The sequence below is a fragment of the Ruegeria sp. HKCCD7296 genome, assembly GCF_013110775.1.
Taxonomy (GTDB): Bacteria; Pseudomonadota; Alphaproteobacteria; order Rhodobacterales; family Rhodobacteraceae; genus Ruegeria.
This window is the reverse complement of the sequence record NZ_WVRF01000001.1, coordinates 236,885-253,764: the sequence shown is the minus strand read 5'-3', so window position 1 is coordinate 253,764 and position 16,880 is coordinate 236,885. Positions and strand designations below refer to the sequence as shown.

23 protein-coding genes are annotated in these 16,880 nt (G+C 58.0%); 12 read left to right on the top strand and 11 right to left on the bottom strand.

The genetic code is table 11. From position 1 onward, the window contains the following. Positions 1 to 10 precede the first annotated feature (10 nt). The 3 genes from GS632_RS01290 to GS632_RS01280 form a co-directional block, all read right to left on the bottom strand. Complete coding sequence (locus GS632_RS01290) at positions 11 to 358, bottom strand: hypothetical protein (protein WP_253284408.1); 348 nt, start codon at positions 356 to 358, stop codon at positions 11 to 13. A gap of 11 nt (positions 359 to 369) precedes the next feature. Beyond that, positions 370 to 615 (bottom strand): glycine zipper 2TM domain-containing protein, encoded by a 246-nt coding sequence (locus GS632_RS01285; RefSeq protein WP_171178282.1) that lies wholly within the window; start codon positions 613 to 615, stop codon positions 370 to 372. 101 nt (positions 616 to 716) lie between these two features. Then, positions 717 to 1,202, bottom strand: coding sequence for a peroxiredoxin (locus tag GS632_RS01280; RefSeq protein ID WP_171178280.1), 486 nt, complete (start codon positions 1,200 to 1,202; stop codon positions 717 to 719). Between the two features lie 99 nt (positions 1,203 to 1,301). On the opposite strand from GS632_RS01280, the gene GS632_RS01275 reads away from it, so the two are divergent. The 4 genes from GS632_RS01275 to GS632_RS01260 are packed head-to-tail and all read left to right on the top strand — an operon-like array spanning position 1,302 to position 3,900. After that, positions 1,302 to 2,513, top strand: a complete 1,212-nt coding sequence (locus tag GS632_RS01275) for an NAD(P)/FAD-dependent oxidoreductase (protein ID WP_171721676.1) — start codon at positions 1,302 to 1,304, stop codon at positions 2,511 to 2,513. Beyond that, positions 2,510 to 3,073, top strand: coding sequence for a 16S rRNA (guanine(966)-N(2))-methyltransferase RsmD (gene rsmD / locus GS632_RS01270; RefSeq protein WP_171721677.1), 564 nt, complete (start codon positions 2,510 to 2,512; stop codon positions 3,071 to 3,073). The genes GS632_RS01275 and rsmD overlap by 4 nt, the downstream gene beginning before the upstream one ends. Further along, positions 3,066 to 3,695 carry an HAD family phosphatase gene (locus GS632_RS01265; protein ID WP_171721678.1) on the top strand — a complete coding sequence of 210 codons (630 nt, stop codon included), beginning with the start codon at positions 3,066 to 3,068 and terminating at the stop codon, positions 3,693 to 3,695. Before rsmD ends, GS632_RS01265 begins: the two co-directional genes overlap by 8 nt. A gap of 25 nt (positions 3,696 to 3,720) precedes the next feature. Continuing rightward, entirely contained in the window at positions 3,721 to 3,900 is a 180-nt protein-coding gene (locus GS632_RS01260) for a hypothetical protein (protein WP_171620215.1), read from the top strand. Here GS632_RS01260 and map read toward each other — a convergent pair. From map to sfsA, 4 genes are all read right to left on the bottom strand, one after another. Further along, positions 3,888 to 4,700: a type I methionyl aminopeptidase gene (gene map, locus GS632_RS01255; protein ID WP_171620213.1), complete on the bottom strand. Its 813-nt coding sequence runs from the start codon at positions 4,698 to 4,700 to the stop codon at positions 3,888 to 3,890. The genes GS632_RS01260 and map overlap by 13 nt on opposite strands. A gap of 165 nt (positions 4,701 to 4,865) precedes the next feature. Next, the gene (locus tag GS632_RS01250; protein WP_171620211.1) at positions 4,866 to 5,216 is read right to left on the bottom strand and encodes a hypothetical protein; all 351 of its coding nucleotides are present in this window, start codon (positions 5,214 to 5,216) and stop codon (positions 4,866 to 4,868) included. 46 nt (positions 5,217 to 5,262) lie between these two features. After that, positions 5,263 to 5,637: a hypothetical protein gene (locus GS632_RS01245; protein WP_171178268.1), complete on the bottom strand. Its 375-nt coding sequence runs from the start codon at positions 5,635 to 5,637 to the stop codon at positions 5,263 to 5,265. 167 nt (positions 5,638 to 5,804) lie between these two features. Continuing rightward, the gene (sfsA, locus tag GS632_RS01240) at positions 5,805 to 6,500 is read right to left on the bottom strand and encodes a DNA/RNA nuclease SfsA (RefSeq protein WP_171178266.1); all 696 of its coding nucleotides are present in this window, start codon (positions 6,498 to 6,500) and stop codon (positions 5,805 to 5,807) included. A gap of 50 nt (positions 6,501 to 6,550) precedes the next feature. Here sfsA and GS632_RS01235 point away from each other — a divergent pair, with 50 nt between their 5' ends. From GS632_RS01235 to GS632_RS01220, 4 genes are read left to right on the top strand one after another with little or no spacing between them, the layout of a single operon-like run. Next, positions 6,551 to 7,273 carry a molybdopterin-binding protein gene (locus GS632_RS01235; protein WP_171721679.1) on the top strand — a complete coding sequence of 241 codons (723 nt, stop codon included), beginning with the start codon at positions 6,551 to 6,553 and terminating at the stop codon, positions 7,271 to 7,273. After that, positions 7,270 to 7,980 (top strand): GNAT family N-acetyltransferase, encoded by a 711-nt coding sequence (locus tag GS632_RS01230; RefSeq protein ID WP_171721680.1) that lies wholly within the window; start codon positions 7,270 to 7,272, stop codon positions 7,978 to 7,980. Before GS632_RS01235 ends, GS632_RS01230 begins: the two co-directional genes overlap by 4 nt. Positions 7,981 to 8,010: 30 nt before the next feature. Then, entirely contained in the window at positions 8,011 to 8,568 is a 558-nt protein-coding gene (locus tag GS632_RS01225) for a peroxidase-related enzyme (protein WP_216601695.1), read from the top strand. Further along, positions 8,565 to 9,467, top strand: coding sequence for an OmpA family protein (locus GS632_RS01220; protein WP_171721682.1), 903 nt, complete (start codon positions 8,565 to 8,567; stop codon positions 9,465 to 9,467). The genes GS632_RS01225 and GS632_RS01220 overlap by 4 nt, the downstream gene beginning before the upstream one ends. 77 nt (positions 9,468 to 9,544) lie before the next feature. Here GS632_RS01220 and GS632_RS01215 read toward each other — a convergent pair whose 3' ends face one another. Then, positions 9,545 to 10,450, bottom strand: coding sequence for a LysR family transcriptional regulator (locus tag GS632_RS01215; RefSeq protein WP_171178259.1), 906 nt, complete (start codon positions 10,448 to 10,450; stop codon positions 9,545 to 9,547). A 227-nt stretch (positions 10,451 to 10,677) separates the two neighbouring features. Here GS632_RS01215 and GS632_RS01210 point away from each other — a divergent pair, with 227 nt between their 5' ends. Next, entirely contained in the window at positions 10,678 to 11,118 is a 441-nt protein-coding gene (locus GS632_RS01210) for a DUF4399 domain-containing protein (protein ID WP_171178257.1), read from the top strand. A 67-nt stretch (positions 11,119 to 11,185) separates the two neighbouring features. Then, positions 11,186 to 11,794 (top strand): LysE family translocator, encoded by a 609-nt coding sequence (locus GS632_RS01205; RefSeq protein ID WP_171721683.1) that lies wholly within the window; start codon positions 11,186 to 11,188, stop codon positions 11,792 to 11,794. 6 nt (positions 11,795 to 11,800) lie between these two features. Here the strand turns inward: GS632_RS01205 and GS632_RS01200 are convergent, their stop codons facing one another. Then, complete coding sequence (locus tag GS632_RS01200; RefSeq protein ID WP_171620201.1) at positions 11,801 to 13,828, bottom strand: NADPH-dependent 2,4-dienoyl-CoA reductase; 2,028 nt, start codon at positions 13,826 to 13,828, stop codon at positions 11,801 to 11,803. A 137-nt stretch (positions 13,829 to 13,965) separates the two neighbouring features. Between GS632_RS01200 and GS632_RS01195 the strand changes: the two genes are divergently transcribed. Beyond that, positions 13,966 to 14,460, top strand: a complete 495-nt coding sequence (locus GS632_RS01195) for an RNA pyrophosphohydrolase (protein WP_171178252.1) — start codon at positions 13,966 to 13,968, stop codon at positions 14,458 to 14,460. 66 nt (positions 14,461 to 14,526) lie between these two features. Beyond that, positions 14,527 to 15,102: a hemolysin III family protein gene (locus tag GS632_RS01190; protein WP_253284407.1), complete on the top strand. Its 576-nt coding sequence runs from the start codon at positions 14,527 to 14,529 to the stop codon at positions 15,100 to 15,102. Between the two features lie 128 nt (positions 15,103 to 15,230). Here GS632_RS01190 and GS632_RS01185 read toward each other — a convergent pair whose 3' ends face one another. Beyond that, complete coding sequence (locus tag GS632_RS01185; protein WP_171237946.1) at positions 15,231 to 16,220, bottom strand: adenosine kinase; 990 nt, start codon at positions 16,218 to 16,220, stop codon at positions 15,231 to 15,233. Then, positions 16,217 to 16,861 (bottom strand): endonuclease III, encoded by a 645-nt coding sequence (nth, locus tag GS632_RS01180; RefSeq protein ID WP_171620197.1) that lies wholly within the window; start codon positions 16,859 to 16,861, stop codon positions 16,217 to 16,219. Before nth ends, GS632_RS01185 begins: the two co-directional genes overlap by 4 nt. Positions 16,862 to 16,880 lie beyond the last annotated feature (19 nt).

The window sequence follows — 16,880 nt, the reverse complement described above, 5'->3', positions numbered from 1 at the left end:
CGTGACAGGCTTAATCCAGTTGGCCATTGCCATCCTGATCCGCCGTGTTGAAGTCCTCATCCATCTGAGCATCATATTCCGCTCTTGAGATAAAGCTGTCTTTGTCGCGGTCAACATTCTGAAACTGCTTGATGTCCAGAAACGGTTTGGCCTCTTCCAGGCCCAGGGTGCCGTTTTTGTCTTCATCCATGGCCTGAAATGCATAGTCCGAGAATGCGTCGAACTCGTCTTTTGATAAGAACCCGTCATTATTCGCATCAATGGCGTTCAGTTCTTTTTCATGCAGCTCTGCAACGGTTTCGGCGGCGGCTGCCGAGGTCAGAAATGTGATCATGAGTATGATAATTCCGCGTGTCATGGTTGACCCTTTCAGCATGCAAATCTCTGGCCTTCAAAGCCACCAGCCGCGGCACCCGCAGCGGTAAGGATTGTCTTGCCCGACCCGCCACCAAATTGATTGCCGATGGCGCCACCGATCAACGCACCGCCCAAAGTTCCGCCCAGGCACGCGATCTCGTGTTGGCGCGCGGCTTGTTGCTGTGGGGTGGGTGCCGGTCCGCAGGATGCTAGAATGGCGGAGCCGGTCAGGATAAGTGAAAATGTCTTAAGTGTCATAAAGAACTCCCCAAACGCCTGGATCAAGTATTCGCGCATTGGGGAAGAGCATCAAGTTAATTTGGGTTTTGATGGCCCCGAAAAACCGGGGCCGAACTCTATCAGATGACGTCCAGCAGGCCTTCACCGGCAGAGATTTCGCATGCGCCCGGGTTTTCTTCCAGGTTCAAGGCAGTGACTTTGCCGTCCTCAACCAGCATGGCATAGCGTTTGGACCGGGCAATCAGACCGGCGGGCGGGGCGTCGAAATCCATGCCGATGGCTTTGGTGAATTCTGATGCGGCATCTGCCAGCATGGTCAGACCGGCGTCAGACGCGCCGGTGGCTTCGCCCCAAGCTTTCATGACAAAGGGGTCGTTGACCGAAATGCAGATGATTTCGTCTACGCCTTTGGCGTCGAACTGATCTTTCGTCCGCATGAAGCTGGGTACATGCGCGGAATGGCATGTCGGTGTAAACGCCCCAGGAACAGCAAAGATCACCACTTTGCGGCCCTTGGTCTTTTCTGAAATCCGAACCTCTTCCGGCCCGTCCGCGCCCATCTGGGTCAGTGTCGCTTCGGGAAGGGCGTCTCCTGTTGAAATCATTTTTCAGCTCCTGTTGTTTGGATTTGCAGAATTGGGCTTAGCCGCAATATAGGTGGTCCAAACACGGAGACCACGGGAAAACTGCAGGGTGGGCAAAACATGAGCCATATTGTCGTGATCGGTGCCGGTCAGGCGGGTGCATCTTTGGTGGCGCGTTTGCGCAAGGATGGGTTCGACGGGGACATCACCCTTGTCGGCGCTGAACCGCATTTGCCCTATCAGCGCCCGCCTTTGTCCAAAGCATACCTGCTGGGCGAGATGGAGCTGGAGCGCCTGTTCCTGCGGCCCGAGAGTTTCTATGCCGAGAACAACATCACCCTGCGTCTGGGTCAGCGCGTCACGGGCATCGATCCGCAAGCCAAGACTGTGACGTTGGGGGACGAGGTCATTTCCTACAACGAACTGGCGCTGACCACCGGGTCCGATCCGCGCCGTCTGCCCGCGGCAATTGGTGGTGACCTGGAAGGTGTGCATGTGGTGCGTGATCTGGCGCATATCGACGATATGGAGCCCAAGGTCACTGAAGGTGCTCGTGCGTTGATCGTGGGTGGTGGCTATATCGGGCTTGAGGCCGCAGCCGTCTGCGCTAAGCGAGGCGTCAAGGTGACTCTGGTCGAGATGGCAGACCGTATTCTACAACGGGTTGCAGCACCCGAGACCAGCGACTATTTCCGTGCATTGCACAGCGAGTATGGTGCGGACATTCGCGAAGGCGTCGGGTTGGATCGGTTGATTGGCGAAAACGGCAAGGTCACAGGCGCCCTTCTGACCGACGGCACCGAGCTGGAGGTTGATTTCGTTGTGGTTGGTGTCGGCATCGCGCCCGCAACCCAATTGGCTGAGATGGCGGGGCTTGAGTTGGACAATGGTATCAAGACCGATGCCCATGGCCGCACTTCGGATCCGTCAATCTGGGCGGCAGGCGATTGTGCCTCGTTTCCACACGGTGAAGGCCGGATCAGGCTAGAGAGTGTGCCTAACGCCATCGATCAGGCCGAGATCGTCGCGCAGAACATGCTGGGCGCGGCCCGGGATTATGTGGCGACCCCATGGTTCTGGTCGGACCAGTATGACGTCAAACTGCAGATCGCCGGTCTGAACACCGGATACGACCGCGTTGTGACCCGCAAGGGCGAAGGGCAGACCGTGTCCTTCTGGTATTACAAGGGCGATCAGTTGATAGCTGTGGACGCAATGAACGATCCCCGCGCGTATATGGTCGGCAAACGCTTGATCGACGCAGGCAAGACGGCCGATCCGGCCATCGTGGCGGATCCGGACGCGGACCTGAAGCCGCTGCTTAAAGCGTGAGAATCATCGCCGGAGAGTTCCGGGGCCGCGCCTTGGCCTCGGTCGGCAAAGGGGATGCGGGGGCACATCTGCGCCCCACCACTGACCGTGTGCGCGAAAGTCTTTTCAACGTCCTGACCCACCAGATCGATTTTGACGGCCTGCGCGTGCTGGATCTGTTCGCAGGAACCGGGGCGCTGGGGCTTGAGGCGCTGTCGCGTGGTGCGTCTCATGTCACCTTTGTTGATGACGGACGTGTGGCCCAAGGGCTAATCCGCAAGAATATCGACCTGACCCACAGCGCCGAGCGTACCGATCTGGTCCGCCGCGATGCCACCCGGCTGGGCGACAACCCGAAGGCCCCATATGATCTGATCTTGCTGGACCCCCCCTACGGCAAAGCGTTGGGCCAAAAGGCAGTGACCGCAATAACCGCCGGTGGATGGGTCGCTGATGACGCCTTACTGGTTTGGGAAGAAAATGCTCCGATGCAGCCACCTGCCGGGTTCACGTTGCAGGGCAGTCGGAAATATGGCGACACGTATATCTCTTTGATATGGAAAGACGAACCGGATGCATGATCTGGTGATTTTTGATTGCGATGGCGTTCTGGTAGACAGCGAAGTGATCTCGAACCAGGTGCTGGTTGAAAATCTAGCTGGCTATGACCTGCACCTGACATTGCCTGGATGCATGTCGCTGTTTGTGGGCGGAACCATGGTCGGGGTGCGCGACAAGGCGCGTGCAATGGGTGCTGATCTGCCCGAGGGCTGGATCGATCAGGTTTATGCCGAAACCTATGATCGCTTGCGTGCGGGTGTCCCTTTGGTGCCCGGAGTCTCGGAGCTTTTGGTAGCATTGGATCAAAACAGCATCCCGTTCTGCGTCGCGTCAAACGGCAGCCCGGACAAGATGAAGATCACCCTGGGTCAGAATGGGCTCCGGGACCGGTTCAAGGACGTTATGTTCTCGGCTCATGTTCTGGGAACTGGCAAACCGGACCCAAGGATGTTCAAGCTGGCCGCTCAGCACTTCGAAGCAAACGCCCCGGTGGTTATTGAAGACAGCGAGAACGGCGTCACTGCGGCCACCCGGGCGGGTATGCGCTGTTTGGCCTACGCACCGCATGGCGGCAGGCTGGCAGATCTGGGTGCCGAAGTAATCACGCACATGTCACAAGCGCACCAGTTGTTGGGACTCTGACCCTTTGTTGTGCTAAGGTGCAGGCATGGACCGCGCCCTGACACCCTTTAGTTGGACGTTTTCCCACGACGCCGAAGCCTCGACCGGCCCCGAGCGCAAACCCATGCGCGCGCCTGTTTTCATCCACGACGCGGTGACGCCGTGGGGGGCAGAGACGATGCTGCTGAAAGTGATGCGCGAACAGGCGGTCGATCAGGAGGAATAGGTCGGGTGGAACTTGTCGCCCGGCGAGAGTGTAAAAATCTCGACCCCATCCGCTGTGACACCCACCGAATGCTCGAACTGTGCCGACAGTGACTTGTCGCGGGTCACGGCGGTCCAGTCGTCGGCCAGTGTCTTGGTTTCAGGACGGCCCAAGTTGACCATCGGTTCGATGGTAAAGAACATACCCTCTTCCAGAATCGCGCCAGTGCCCGGACGGCCATAGTGCAGAACGTTGGGCGGCGCGTGGAACACGCGGCCCAGACCGTGGCCACAAAAATCACGCACAACGCTCATCCGGTGCGCTTCTACATAAGCCTGAATGGCGTGGCCAATATCACCGAAAGTGTTGCCGGGCTTGACCATCTCGATGCCCTTGAACAGCGCGTCATGGGTCACTTGGATCAGCCGTTCCGCCTTGCGGGGCAATTTACCGGCCACATACATACGCGAGGTGTCGCCGAACCAGCCATCGACGATCACAGTCACGTCGATGTTCAGGATGTCGCCATCCTTCAGCTTTTTTTCACCCGGAATGCCATGGCAAACGACGTGATTGACGCTGATGCAGCTGGCGTGCTGATAGCCTTTGTAGCCAATCGTGGCCGAAGTTGCGCCTGCGTCTTCGACCATCTGCGTGATCAGCCCGTCAATCGCGCCAGTGGTCTGGCCGGGAAAGACGTGTTCTGCAATATCATCCAGAATGCGTGCCGCCAAAGCCCCTGCCGCGTGCATTCCGGCAAAGTCGCTTTGTTCATAGATGCGGATGCCGTCTTTGGTCAGGCGGCCACGATGTTCTTTCATCGACGCTAAGCTCCAAATGTTTCGCGCAGCATTCCTTTTACGCTGCTTGCGCAGAAAGTACCAGAGGGCGCAGGGTCACACTCTTTCAGCGAAGTAGTTCGACGGCTTATCAGTTTCAACAGCCGCTCTCTCATGCCATTACTACGACCCTATGTCGCGACAGGCTCAATCCCACGCTATTTTCGGGGGTGGAGTGCCGCAAACTTCCAAACGAGCGGACAGTGCGATCAATTTGCCCTTGGTCGCGGCTATTTCGCCCTCCAAATCATCCCCAGATAAACTGGATACAGGAACGCCGATTAACAGCACGCCGACAGCGTCACCAGCAACCGCTTGTTTTTGTGCGGAAACCAAGGCAGGCACTCTGGCAACCTCTTGTTGGTAGAGTTGTCGTGCCTTTGCGCAAGATACGTCGTTATAGACGTCTCCGATTGGAACCGGTGCAATCGAACTTGGTTGTTCCGCGCACGCGGTGACGGCGAGAAGGACGGCCAATGTGACTAAATTTTTTTGCATGCTGAACTCCGTGATTTCTGACATAAGGCGACAGTTTCGCGAAGGCTCAGCAGGTATAGGTGAACTCCCACTGAGGGTCGATGACCAGTTGGGCAGAACGGATGTCACATGTTCTGCCGGTTGACTTCAGGTACTCTGCCGCCGCCGATTGAAAGACCAACTGCGTAGGGTCCATACTGCCAGCCAAGCCGAATGTTGCCCCTTCGGCGGCACCTGCCAATGCCGCATCTCCCAAGCTGGGCGTCAGCATAATCAAGCCGCTTTCAGGCTTGTCGAAGACGCGCCAGGTTCTGCCAAAGGCTTCGAAGTTTATTGGGTCGACGTCGCCATATGTCTTCATCGCGTAACTCATGCCCGAGCAAGAGGCCGTGTATAGGAGTGCGGCGCACAGAACGGTCATACCAATGGCTTTGTATCGCATGACAAATCTCCCCTCGAAATTGTCGTGCTGAATAGCAAAGCTTTTTGTATGCTCATTAACCTTGATATGAATCAACAAATAGCGTTTTAAGAATGTTTATAGTGAGCTTTAGGTTTGACCCGAGACGCTAGGTTATCTTGTTTCTGGCGGGTGCTGCTGAATGGCCTCTAGATCGGTTTGGGTAAGACTGCGACGCCCAAGGGTGAAATCTCTGTCCCATACACCAATCGTTCCACCCCCTGCGCCTGTGCTGTTTCAAACGCCGCCGCATAGGCCGGGTCAATATCAGCCGCCAGCGCAAACCTGTCGCAATCGGTACGCTGGACCAGATACAGCATGATCGCGCGGTGTCCTTGCGCGGCCATGGCTGCCAGCTCGCCCAGATGCTTTGTGCCGCGTGCCGTGACACTGTCGGGAAACTCGGCCAGGCCGGGCTGGCGCGAGAGGGTCACGCTTTTGACCTCGACATAAGCGTCGGGCAGGCCCGGCCCGGTCAGCAGGAAATCGATGCGGCTGTTTTCGCCGTATTTCACTTCGGGCCGGACGGTGTCATAGGCGGCCAGTTCTGCAATCTCACCGGCTTCAAGCGCTGCCCTTAAGGCGCGATTGGGAACCGAGGTGTCAACGCCGGTGAAATGCCCGTTTTCGTGATCCACCAAACGCCAGCCGTATTTCAGCTTTTTCTTGGGGTCGTCATTGGGTTCCAGCCAGATTTTCTCGCCCGGTTCAGCCAGCCCCATCATCGATCCCGGATTGGCGCAATGGGCCGTAACCTCTTGCCCGTCTTCCAGCGTGCAATCAGCCAGAAAGCGTTTGTAGCGGCGGATCAGGCGGGCGGGGACAAGAGGGGTTTCAAATCGCATGGTTCAGGGCCTATACCTGCCCCTGAGAACGATCAAGAGGGGAGAGCGCCATGGCCAATCCAACTGCAGCAATGCTGGTGATCGGGGATGAAATCCTGTCCGGCCGCACCCGTGATGCCAACATGCACTTTCTGGCGCAGGAGCTGACCAAACACGGCATCGACCTGAAAGAAGTGCGCATTGTCAGCGATGACGCCCCCGCCATCGAAGCGGCGGTCAAAGCACTGTCTGATGCCTATGACACCGTCTTTACCAGTGGCGGCATCGGTCCGACACATGACGATATCACCGCCGATTGCATCGCGCGGGCATTCGACACGCCGATTGATGTTCGGGATGACGCGCGGGCGCTGTTGCAGGCGCATTACGACAAATCGGGGTTGGAGCTGAATGCCGCCCGACTGCGCATGGCCCGCATTCCCGATGGTGCGGCGCTGATCGACAATCCGGTCTCGACTGCACCGGGCTTTATCCTTGCGAACGTGCATGTGATGGCCGGTGTGCCTTCGGTGTTTCAGGCCATGGTGGCCAGTGTTCTGCCAACGTTAACCGGAGGCAGTCCCTTGCTGTCGCAAACTCTGCGCGTGGATCGGGGCGAGGGCGATATTGCCGCAAACCTGTCCGCCTTGGCCGAAGAGTTCAGCGACCTGTCCATTGGCTGTTATCCGTTCCAGATCAACGGGGCCTTCGGTGCCAACGTTGTGATACGGGGCACTGACGGAAGGCAGATCGATGCGGCGATGACCCGTCTGGCGAAAGAGTTGGAGCTTTGAGCACCAACTGGGCGGATATTGTCGACGGCACTTGGCCCGCCGCAGGCTACAAGGCGCTTGGCCCGTTCCAACTGCGCGAAGGGCAGGGTGGTGGGTCACGCGTGTCTGCCGCCAACGCGCTGGGTCCTGCCAGGGACGCGGATATTGACGCCGCCGAGGCCGCAATGCTGGCCATGGGGCAAAAACGCATTTTCTGTCTGCGTCCGGGTGATGAGGCTCTGGACGCGAAACTGGCTGATCGGGGGTACAGCGTTCTGGACCCGGTCAACATCTATGCCTGTCCGGTCGACCTGCTGACAGATCAACCGATCCCTCCGATCATGGTCTTCTCGGTCTGGGAGCCGCTTGAGATCATGCGCGAAATCTGGGCTTCGGCCGAGATTGGGCCAGAACGCCAAGCGGTGATGGCGCGCGCGAAGGGCCCCAAAACCAGTCTGTTGTTGCGCCACAACGACAAGCCCAGTGGCGTAGCATTTGTCGCGATGCACGGGGATGTTGCGATGGTCCACGCACTTGAAATCCTGCCCGATCATCGCCGCCAAGGTCTGGGCCACTGGACCATGCGCGCGGCGGCAATCTGGGCGCGGGACAATGGCGCGCAGACCCTCAGCGTGATCTGCACCAAGGCCAACGTGGGAGCCAATGGTCTTTATCGCGCACTCGGGATGGAGCTTGCGGGCGAATACCATTACCGTCTGCTAGAGTGAATTGAAGAGGCTGACGTGACACAGAAAGACATGCCCACCGCGCTGAACCTGCCCATGGTCGATCCGCTGCCGCCGGAAACGCAGAAATACTTTGGTATCTGTGTCGAAAAGCTGGGAATGGTGCCGAACGTATTGAAAGCCAACGCATTCGACATCGACAAGCTGAACGCCTTCACAGCGATGTACAATGACCTGATGCTGGCCGACAGCGGCTTGTCCAAGCTGGAGCGCGAGATGATTGCGGTGGTGGTATCGTCGATCAACAAGTGCTTCTACTGTCTGGTCGCACATGGCGCGGCGGTGCGTCAGCTGTCGGGTAATCCGCAACTGGGTGAGATGCTGGTGATGAATTACCGCGTCGCGCCGCTGGAGCCGCGTCAACGTGCGATGTTGGATTTTGCCGCCAAGATGACCACTGCCAGTGCCGAGATTGAAGAACCTGACCGCCAGAAACTGCGCGATGCCGGGTTCACCGACCGGGATATCTGGGACATTGCCAATGTCACCGGGTTCTTCAACATGTCCAACCGGGTGGCCAGCGCGACCGCAATGGTACCCAACGAAGAATATCACGCACAGTTTCGATGATCCGCGCCGCCGCCCTTGTTTCAATGCTTCTGACAGGTCCGGTTCTGGCACAGGACCTGACACTGCCCAGCAGTGCGCGTCAGATCAGCGACCGGACCTCTCCGCTGGATAGCTATGACCTACCGACGGGGCCTTATGCCGATGGTGCAGTGCCAGCAAAGACCGTTGAGGGGCAGGTCGAACGGTTCACATGGCGGCTTCAGGCCGGGTCCAGTACGACCCTGCAACTTCTGGCCCCGCTGCGCGACCAGATCGAGGCGCAGGGATACAAAATCCTGTTCGAATGCGAGGTTCAAAACTGTGGCGGCTTCGATTTTCGATTTGGTACCGAAGTTGTGCCGACACCGGACATGTATGTCGCCATTCAGGATTACCGCTTCCTGTCGGCCACCAAAGGGCCTGTTGTGTTGAGCCTGTTGGTCAGTCGCAACCCGCCGGATGGCTATGTTCAGCTTATCCGTGTGACGCCGCAGGATGCTCCTGACCCTGATCCGGTGGTGATCGAACAGGCCGTCGAAGGTTCGGGCGGATTGCTCGAGGCTCTGACTAGCACTGGGCATGTGATCCTGGATGATTTGCATTTCCCTACGGGCGAGGTGGCGTTAGGAGAAGGGCCATTTGGCTCACTGGCCCTGCTGGCCGGATATCTGGCCGACAACCCGGAGACGCGGTTGGCGCTGGTGGGGCATACCGACGACACCGGCGCGCTGTCGGCCAATATCTCTGTCAGCAAAAGCCGGGCCGAGGCCGTACGCACCCGATTGATCGAGGCGCATGGCGTGGCCCCCGAGCGGATTGAGGCGCAAGGCGTGGGCTATCTGGCTCCGATAACGTCCAATGCAGCGCCTGAGGGGCGCGACCTGAACCGCCGGGTCGAGGCGGTTTTATTGGTCAACTGAAACTGTGCCGCCGAGTCTGAAGGCAAAAAAAGACCCGCACTTTGACATGCGGGTCATAGGTTGGTCTTCAGGGAGAATTACCAGTCCATCGGGCCTTTGTCGTGGTAGGAATTGACCAGGAAGTCGATGAAGGCCCGAACTTTGGGTTGTGTGAAGCGGCCGGGTGGGTAGACGGCATAGATGCCCTGAACCTCATCCGGCAGTGATGGCATGGCGTCGACCACCTGCCCTGATTTCAGCGCATCGGCATAAAGATAGCTGGGCAGATACGCGATCCCCAGCCCCGAGATGGCCGCGTTCAGCAGCGACTGCCCGTCATTCACGCTCAGCCAGCCCGCAGTGCGCACCTGACGCTTTTCACCCGAAGGTGCCGTCAGTTTCCAGACATTGCCCGAGGACTGGCTGGAATAGTGCAGCAGCTTGTGTTCGTTTAGATCATCAATCTTCTGCGGGCGACCGAAGCGCTCTATGTAGCTGGGCGCAACCACCATGCGCTTCACGGTTTCAGTCAGTTTACGGGCGCGCAACGTGCTGTCTTCCAGCTCTCCAATGCGGACGGCCACGTCAAAACCTTCGGAAATCAGTTCGACATAACGGTTGTTCAGAACCATGTTCACGGTGATGTCGGGATAGGCGGCCAGGAACTCGGACAGAACGGGGGACAGGTGATTCACGCCGAAATCCGTGGCAACGCTGATGCGCAACAGGCCAGATGGGGCCGATTGCATTGAGGTGACCAGCGAATCTGCCTCGCCCGCGTCATTCAGAACGCGCCGTGCGCGGTCATAATAGGCAAGGCCGATTTCTGTCGGCGACACCCGACGCGTGGTGCGGTTCAGCAACCGGGCCCCCAGACGCGCTTCGAGGCTCGAGACATGTTTGGACACGGCGGATTTGGAGATGCCCATCTTTTTGGCCGCATCGGTGAAGCCACCTTGGTCCACCACATTGGCGAAGGCTTCCATTTCAGTCAGTCGGTCCATACTTGTTCCCCAGATCTTGATTTCCTCCCTGACTATGGCGCTGAATCTGGGCGGAAACGGGGCATACATGGGATAATATCAGGGATTTGAATCGGATCGTTTGCGTATGGGAAACGCAGAAACAGTGGTTTCCAAATGCGCCGCAGCCCCTGTGTGGCTGTGTTTTTTGGCCAATTGGACTAATCTATTAGTTTGAGAATGGCATTTTTGTGACAAGGGAGGAGACCATGAAGACCGTTTTCACCATCGCTGCCTTTTGCCTTTTTGCGGGTTTCGCACACGCCGGGGGTGAAACGCCTTCGAATCCCGAAGCAAAGGTCTATTTCGTCAATTTGTCAGACGGTGACGCAGTGCAATCGCCGGTTACGGTTGTCTTTGGCCTCAGCGGAATGGGTGTCGCTCCGGCAGGGACCGAGAAGGAAAACACCGGCCACCACCACTTGCTGCTTAACCGCCCACCAATTGGTGAGGGTGATGACGGCGCAGATGAGCTGGCCTATGGCCTGCCCGCCGACGACAACCACATGCACTTCGGAGGCGGTCAGACCGAGGTGACACTGGACCTGCCCCCTGGTCAGCACACGTTGCAACTGGTGCTGGGGGACGCGGGCCATGTGCCGCATAACCCGCCGATTGTGTCCGAGGTGATTACGATTACCGTCGAATAAGCAACCACGGGCCTGTTTACTTTCGCGTTGATGTGGGGAACTCTCCGGCGCGTGTTCGGGGGGTTTCATGTCGCTTGAGTTTCTTCTTACGTCCTTGATCGTTGTTCTGTTGCCGGGTACCGGCGTCATCTACACGCTGGCCATTGGGCTTGGCCGAGGATTTCGCGCCAGCGTCGCGGCAGCAGCAGGCTGTATACTTGGCATCGTGCCCGCCGCTGTAGCCAGCATTATCGGCCTGGCCGCTTTGCTGCATACAAGCGCGCTGGCCTTTCAGGTGCTCAAATACCTTGGCGTGCTCTACCTGTTCTATATGGCGTGGGGAATCGTACGTGAGGGCGGTGCGATGGAAGTGAGCGCCGAAAAATCCGGTAAAGGCTACCTAAAGATTGCGACGACCGGCACGCTTATCAACGTTTTGAACCCTAAGTTGTCTTTGTTCTTCCTTGCGTTCCTGCCGCAATTCCTGCCCGCCGACACAAGCGATGCGGGGCTGGCTTTGGTGCAACTGGCGCTTGCGTTCATGGCGATGACCTTTGTTGTATTCATCGCCTACGGGGCCTGCGCGGCCTTGGCGCGGGACTACATAATCCACCGCCCGTCAGTGATGGCCTGGATCAAACGTTGTTTTGCAACAGCCTTCGGCGCGCTTGGGGTAAAACTTGCGCTGTCCGACTGACCAAGCTTAAAGCTCGGCCGCCAATCGTGTTCCTTGATTGATCGCCCGTTTGGCGTCCAGTTCGGCCGCTACATCCGCACCGCCGATTACGTGCGGGGTAACGCCGCGTTCGATCAGTGCGTCCGCGAGCGACCGGTCTGAAACCTGCCCGGCACACAAAACGATCGTATCCGCCGAGATCACTGTGGGGTCTGCACGGTCTTCGCCAAAGCTGACATGCAGGCCGTCGTCATCAATGCGCTCATAGTTCACGCCGCCCACGAAGTTGACGTTTTTCATCTTCAACGCTGCACGGTGAATCCAGCCAGTGGTTTTGCCCAATCCCTTGCCGTGTGCCTGTTTCTTGCGCTGTAGCAATGTGACCTGACGCGCTGGCGCGCTGGGTTGAGGCCCTTCTGGCGCAAGGCCCGAGCGGTGCTCGGCCGGGTCTGTCACGCCCCATTCCTTCATCCAAAGCGGCAAGTCGGTGGTTGCGCTGTGCCCGTCCTCCAAAAGAAATTCGGAGACGTCAAAGCCGATGCCACCTGCACCGATCACGGCGACAGATTCGCCGACTTCGGCCTTGCCACGCAGCACGTCGATATAGCTGAGGACATTTTTCCGATCCTGCCCGGGAATCTGTGGATCACGCGGGGTGACGCCGGTTGCGATGATCACTTCGTCAAAGCCGGCCAGGTCGTCGGCGCTGACCTCACGGTTCAATTCCACCTTCACGCCCAGATCGGCCATCATTGTGCGATACCAGTCGACCAGCCCCCAGAACTCTTCCTTGCCCGGCACCTGTTTGGCCATGTTCAACTGTCCGCCAATCTCTGCGGCGCGGTCAAACAAAGTCACGTCGTGACCACGCTGGGCGGCTGTCATGGCCGTGGACAGACCGGCGGGGCCCGCACCGACAATGGCAACGTTTTTCTGCGTTGTGGCGGGCTCAATCACCAGCTCAGTCTCATGACAGGCGCGGGGATTGACCAGGCATGTCGTCAGTTTGCCGCTGAATGTATGGTCCAAACAGGCCTGGTTGCAGGCGATGCAAGGCGCGATCTGCGCAGATTGTCCTGCGATTGCTTTGTTGACAAAATCCGCGTCCGCCAGCATCGGGCGGGCCATCGAAACCATATCGGCACAGCCGGTGGCCAAGACCTCTTCGGCGACCTCGGGCGTGTTGATCCGGTTTGAGGTGATCACAGGTATCGAAACCTTGCCCATCAACTTTTTCGTCACCCAAGCAAAGGCTGCACGCGGGACGCTGGTGGCGATGGTCGGAATCCGCGCCTCGTGCCAACCAATGCCAGTATTGATGATTGTGGCACCGGCCTTTTCTACTTCTTGCGCCAGTTGCACCACTTCTTCATGGGTTGAACCATTGGGGACCAGATCAATCATCGAAAGGCGGTAGATGATGATGAAATCGCGGCCAACGGCCTCGCGCGTGCGGCGCACGACCTCAATCGGCAGGCGCATTCTGTTTTCGTAGGACCCGCCCCAGCGGTCTGTGCGTTTGTTGGTATGGGTCACAAGGAACTGGTTCAGGAAATACCCTTCAGACCCCATGATCTCGACCCCGTCATAGCCCGCCTGTTGGGCCAGAACGGCGGCGTTCACGATGTCGCTGATCTGTTTTTCGATGCCGTCTTCATCCAGCTCATTTGGCGGAAAGGGTGAGATAGGGGATTTCACCGGGCTTGGGGCTACGCATTTCGGGCCATAGGCATAGCGGCCTGCGTGCAGGATCTGCATCGCAATCTTGCCGCCTGCTTCGTGCACCCGCTGGGTCACGATGGAATGGCTCGCCACCTCTTTTTCATTGGTCATCATCGACGCGCCAGGCAGAACCGAGCCCTCAAGATTCGGACCAATGCCACCTGTCACCATAAGCGCCACGCCGCCGCGCGCCCGGTCCGCATAGAATTCTGCCACCCGGTTCCAGTCACCGGTTTCCTCAAGCCCCGTATGCATCGAGCCCATCAGCACGCGGTTCTTCAAGGTGGTAAAGCCCAGATCCAGCGGGGCCAGCATGTTTGGGTACGCAGTCATGGCGAAACTCTCCCTCCCGAATATGCGAGTTAGATTGACCTTCGCGTCAACTTTGTCACGCGAAACCCCACGTCACCCTCTTTGCTGTTGCCCCTGTGGTTGTTAGAGGTTGGCGGAACAATCCGATGAGGCCCCCTATGACCCCCGAAGACATCGCCAAGCTACCCTATCGCCCATGTGTGGGGCTAATGCTGATAAATGCGGACGGCAGGATTTTTGTGGGTCAGCGCAATGATCGCCACAAAGACGCGTGGCAGATGCCGCAGGGCGGCGTGGACAAAGGCGAAGACCCGCGCGATGCGGCCCTGCGCGAGTTGTGGGAGGAAACCGGGGTAACCTCGGACCTGGTGGAGATCGTGGCCGAAACCGACGGTTGGCTGCTCTACGATCTGCCGCAGGACATCGTGCCCAGGATCTGGAAAGGGCGCTATCGCGGGCAAGAGCAGAAATGGTTCCTACTGCGCTTTGTCGGTAAGGATGACCAGATCAACATCGAAACCGACCACCCAGAGTTTTCACAATGGAAATGGCAAGCGCCTGATCGGTTGATCGACGAGATCGTACCGTTCAAACGGGACGTGTACGAGCAAGTGCTGGCGGCTTTTGAAGACCACCTCGGCTCGTATAAGTGACGCTTGGGAAAGTTGGACATCCTTTTGGCGGGACTTTAGCGCAGAGCTGTTTTTAACTGGCCAGTCATGATGCAAACAACCTATCCCAGCCCAATACGCGCGCATCGCACCGCAGACATGGTTGTCCATGTGATCGGGTTGTCCTTGATCCTGACGGCTGGGGGTTTGCTGATCGTGAACGCCTATCAGCGTCTGGATGTCGCGCTGCTTTTTGCAGTCATCGTTTATGTTCTTTGCGCGCTAGCGTCGAACCTTGCGTCTTGTGCCTATCATTTCGCGCCCTGGCATGACCGTCGCAAGTTGTTGCGCCGTATCGACCACGCCGCGATTTATCCCAGTATCTGCGGGACGTTCACACCATTCTTCGTTCAGGCGGGCACGGCGTGGACCATGACCTTGCTTTGGGTGTGCTGGGGGCTGACCATCGCAGCCGTCTGGAACAAGATCGCGAAAGAGACGGTTAAGTCGCGATGGTCGACGGCGTCATACCTTGGTTTGGGTGGTATCGGTTTAGGCGCAATCCCAGACATGACCACCGTTCCCGCAGCCACCCTTTGGTGCATTGCGGGCGGTGCAGTCAGCTATGTCGTTGGAACGATGTTTTACGCCCAAAAGACACTGCCGTTTCGTTATGCGATTTGACACGTCTGGGTGAACCTGGGTGGGGTTCTGATGTTCGTCGGAATCTGGCTGGCGCTGTTTTCTAACTAAAGGGTAGGGTTGGGGCGCTGACGCCCCAATCCATTTTGTGAAAAGGATTCGATCCGAGGTCAGAGCAACCCTTCGGCGCGCAGCAATTCCTGCATGTTTGCCTCGGGGCGCGGACCGATATGGCTGATGACTTCGCGGGCACAGACATTGCCGATCTTTGCACAAGTCTCGTAATCTCGACCTGTGGCCATGCCAAACAGGAAGCCCGCAGCAAACTGATCGCCAGCACCTGTTGCATCCACGGGCACAATCTTTTCAACCGGCACGTCAATGCGGTTGTCACCACTCAGAACAGTGACACCGTCGCCTGACCGGGTGCAGACCACCAGCGGACAGATTGCGGCTGTTTTGGCCAGCGCTTCCTCCAAGTCGTCGGTTTCGAACAGAGATTTGATCTCGGCCTCGTTGCCGATCACGAAATCCAGCTCATTCTCGATCAGCAACAGGAAATCGACCCGGTGACGTTCCACGCAGAACGGGTCGGAAATGGCGATACCGGCCTTGCCACCACCCTTATGACAGGCACGTGCAGCTTCAAGAAACGCGGCTTTGCCTTTTTCTTTGTCGAACAGATAACCTTCGAGGAACATGATCTGGCTGTTGCCTGCAACATCATCCGAAACGTCCTGCGAAGACAGCTCGGACGAAATCCCCAGATAAGTGTTCATCGACCGCTCGCCATCGGGCGACACAAAGATCATCGAACGCGAGGTCGGCAGCTCTCCTCCCGGGACCGGGGGGTTCACGAAATCGACGCCGTCCTCGTTCATCGCATCCGCATAGAACCGCCCCAGCGCGTCGTCATGCACGCGCCCGATAAAGGCAGCGTCCAGTCCAAGGGCACCTGCACCTGCAATCGTGTTGGCGACGGACCCGCCCGGCGTCTGCACGCGGCCTTCCATCGAGGCGTACAGCACCTCGCCACGCTCCTGCTCGATCAGCTGCATGATGCCTTTCTCGATACCCATCAGTTCCAGGAAACTGTCATCGGCCTGGGAAATCACGTCTACAACGGCATTCCCTATGCCGGTCAGCTGGTAAGTTTTCATTGGGTTTTGTCCTCGAATTGACAGAGATCACGGATGATGCAGGTCGGGCATTGCGGTTTGCGCGCTTTGCAATGGTACCGGCCATGCAGGATCAACCAGTGATGCGCATGGAGTTGGAAGTCGGCCGGAATATTGTCCTCGATGGCGCGCTCGACCGCGTCTACGTCTTTGCCGGGGCAGATGCCGGTTCGGTTGCCCACGCGAAAGATGTGCGTATCAACCGCCTGCGCGGGTTGCCGCCACCACATGTTCAGCACCACATTGGCCGTCTTGCGTCCTACACCGGGTAGGGATTGCAACGCGGCGCGTGAGTTGGGCACCTCGCCATCATAGTCTTCGACCAGAATTCGGCTGAGTTTGATGACATTCTTCGCCTTTTGGCGGAACAGGCCTATGGTCTTGATATGTTCGATCAGACCCTGTTCGCCCAGGTCCAGCATCTTTTGTGGTGTGTCGGCGATCTTGAACAGCTCGCGCGTGGCTTTGTTGACGCCAGCGTCGGTCGCTTGCGCCGACAGCGCCACGGCCACGACCAGGGTATAGACGTTCACATGCTCCAGCTCGCCCTTGGGTTCGCGGTCGGCGTCCTGAAAGCGCGTAAAGATCTCGCGGATCGTATGATAATCGAGTTGCTTTGCCATCCGGGCCTTAATGCCGCCC

Excerpts from the sequence above, each read along its gene's own strand:
- GS632_RS01290 (WP_253284408.1), bottom strand. The coding sequence starts at position 358 with ATGACACGCGGAATTATCATACTCATGATCACATTTCTGACCTCGGCA.
- GS632_RS01285 (WP_171178282.1), bottom strand. The coding sequence starts at position 615 with ATGACACTTAAGACATTTTCACTTATCCTGACCGGCTCCGCCATTCTA.
- GS632_RS01280 (WP_171178280.1), bottom strand. The coding sequence starts at position 1,202 with ATGATTTCAACAGGAGACGCCCTTCCCGAAGCGACACTGACCCAGATG.
- GS632_RS01275 (WP_171721676.1), top strand. The coding sequence starts at position 1,302 with ATGAGCCATATTGTCGTGATCGGTGCCGGTCAGGCGGGTGCATCTTTG.
- GS632_RS01265 (WP_171721678.1), top strand. The coding sequence starts at position 3,066 with ATGCATGATCTGGTGATTTTTGATTGCGATGGCGTTCTGGTAGACAGC.
- GS632_RS01260 (WP_171620215.1), top strand. The coding sequence starts at position 3,721 with ATGGACCGCGCCCTGACACCCTTTAGTTGGACGTTTTCCCACGACGCC.
- map (WP_171620213.1), bottom strand. The coding sequence starts at position 4,700 with ATGAAAGAACATCGTGGCCGCCTGACCAAAGACGGCATCCGCATCTAT.
- GS632_RS01250 (WP_171620211.1), bottom strand. The coding sequence starts at position 5,216 with ATGCAAAAAAATTTAGTCACATTGGCCGTCCTTCTCGCCGTCACCGCG.
- GS632_RS01245 (WP_171178268.1), bottom strand. The coding sequence starts at position 5,637 with ATGCGATACAAAGCCATTGGTATGACCGTTCTGTGCGCCGCACTCCTA.
- sfsA (WP_171178266.1), bottom strand. The coding sequence starts at position 6,500 with ATGCGATTTGAAACCCCTCTTGTCCCCGCCCGCCTGATCCGCCGCTAC.
- GS632_RS01235 (WP_171721679.1), top strand. The coding sequence starts at position 6,551 with ATGGCCAATCCAACTGCAGCAATGCTGGTGATCGGGGATGAAATCCTG.
- GS632_RS01225 (WP_216601695.1), top strand. The coding sequence starts at position 8,011 with ATGCCCACCGCGCTGAACCTGCCCATGGTCGATCCGCTGCCGCCGGAA.
- GS632_RS01220 (WP_171721682.1), top strand. The coding sequence starts at position 8,565 with ATGATCCGCGCCGCCGCCCTTGTTTCAATGCTTCTGACAGGTCCGGTT.
- GS632_RS01215 (WP_171178259.1), bottom strand. The coding sequence starts at position 10,450 with ATGGACCGACTGACTGAAATGGAAGCCTTCGCCAATGTGGTGGACCAA.
- GS632_RS01210 (WP_171178257.1), top strand. The coding sequence starts at position 10,678 with ATGAAGACCGTTTTCACCATCGCTGCCTTTTGCCTTTTTGCGGGTTTC.
- GS632_RS01205 (WP_171721683.1), top strand. The coding sequence starts at position 11,186 with ATGTCGCTTGAGTTTCTTCTTACGTCCTTGATCGTTGTTCTGTTGCCG.
- GS632_RS01200 (WP_171620201.1), bottom strand. The coding sequence starts at position 13,828 with ATGACTGCGTACCCAAACATGCTGGCCCCGCTGGATCTGGGCTTTACC.
- GS632_RS01195 (WP_171178252.1), top strand. The coding sequence starts at position 13,966 with ATGACCCCCGAAGACATCGCCAAGCTACCCTATCGCCCATGTGTGGGG.
- GS632_RS01190 (WP_253284407.1), top strand. The coding sequence starts at position 14,527 with ATGATGCAAACAACCTATCCCAGCCCAATACGCGCGCATCGCACCGCA.
- GS632_RS01185 (WP_171237946.1), bottom strand. The coding sequence starts at position 16,220 with ATGAAAACTTACCAGCTGACCGGCATAGGGAATGCCGTTGTAGACGTG.
- nth (WP_171620197.1), bottom strand. The coding sequence starts at position 16,861 with ATGGCAAAGCAACTCGATTATCATACGATCCGCGAGATCTTTACGCGC.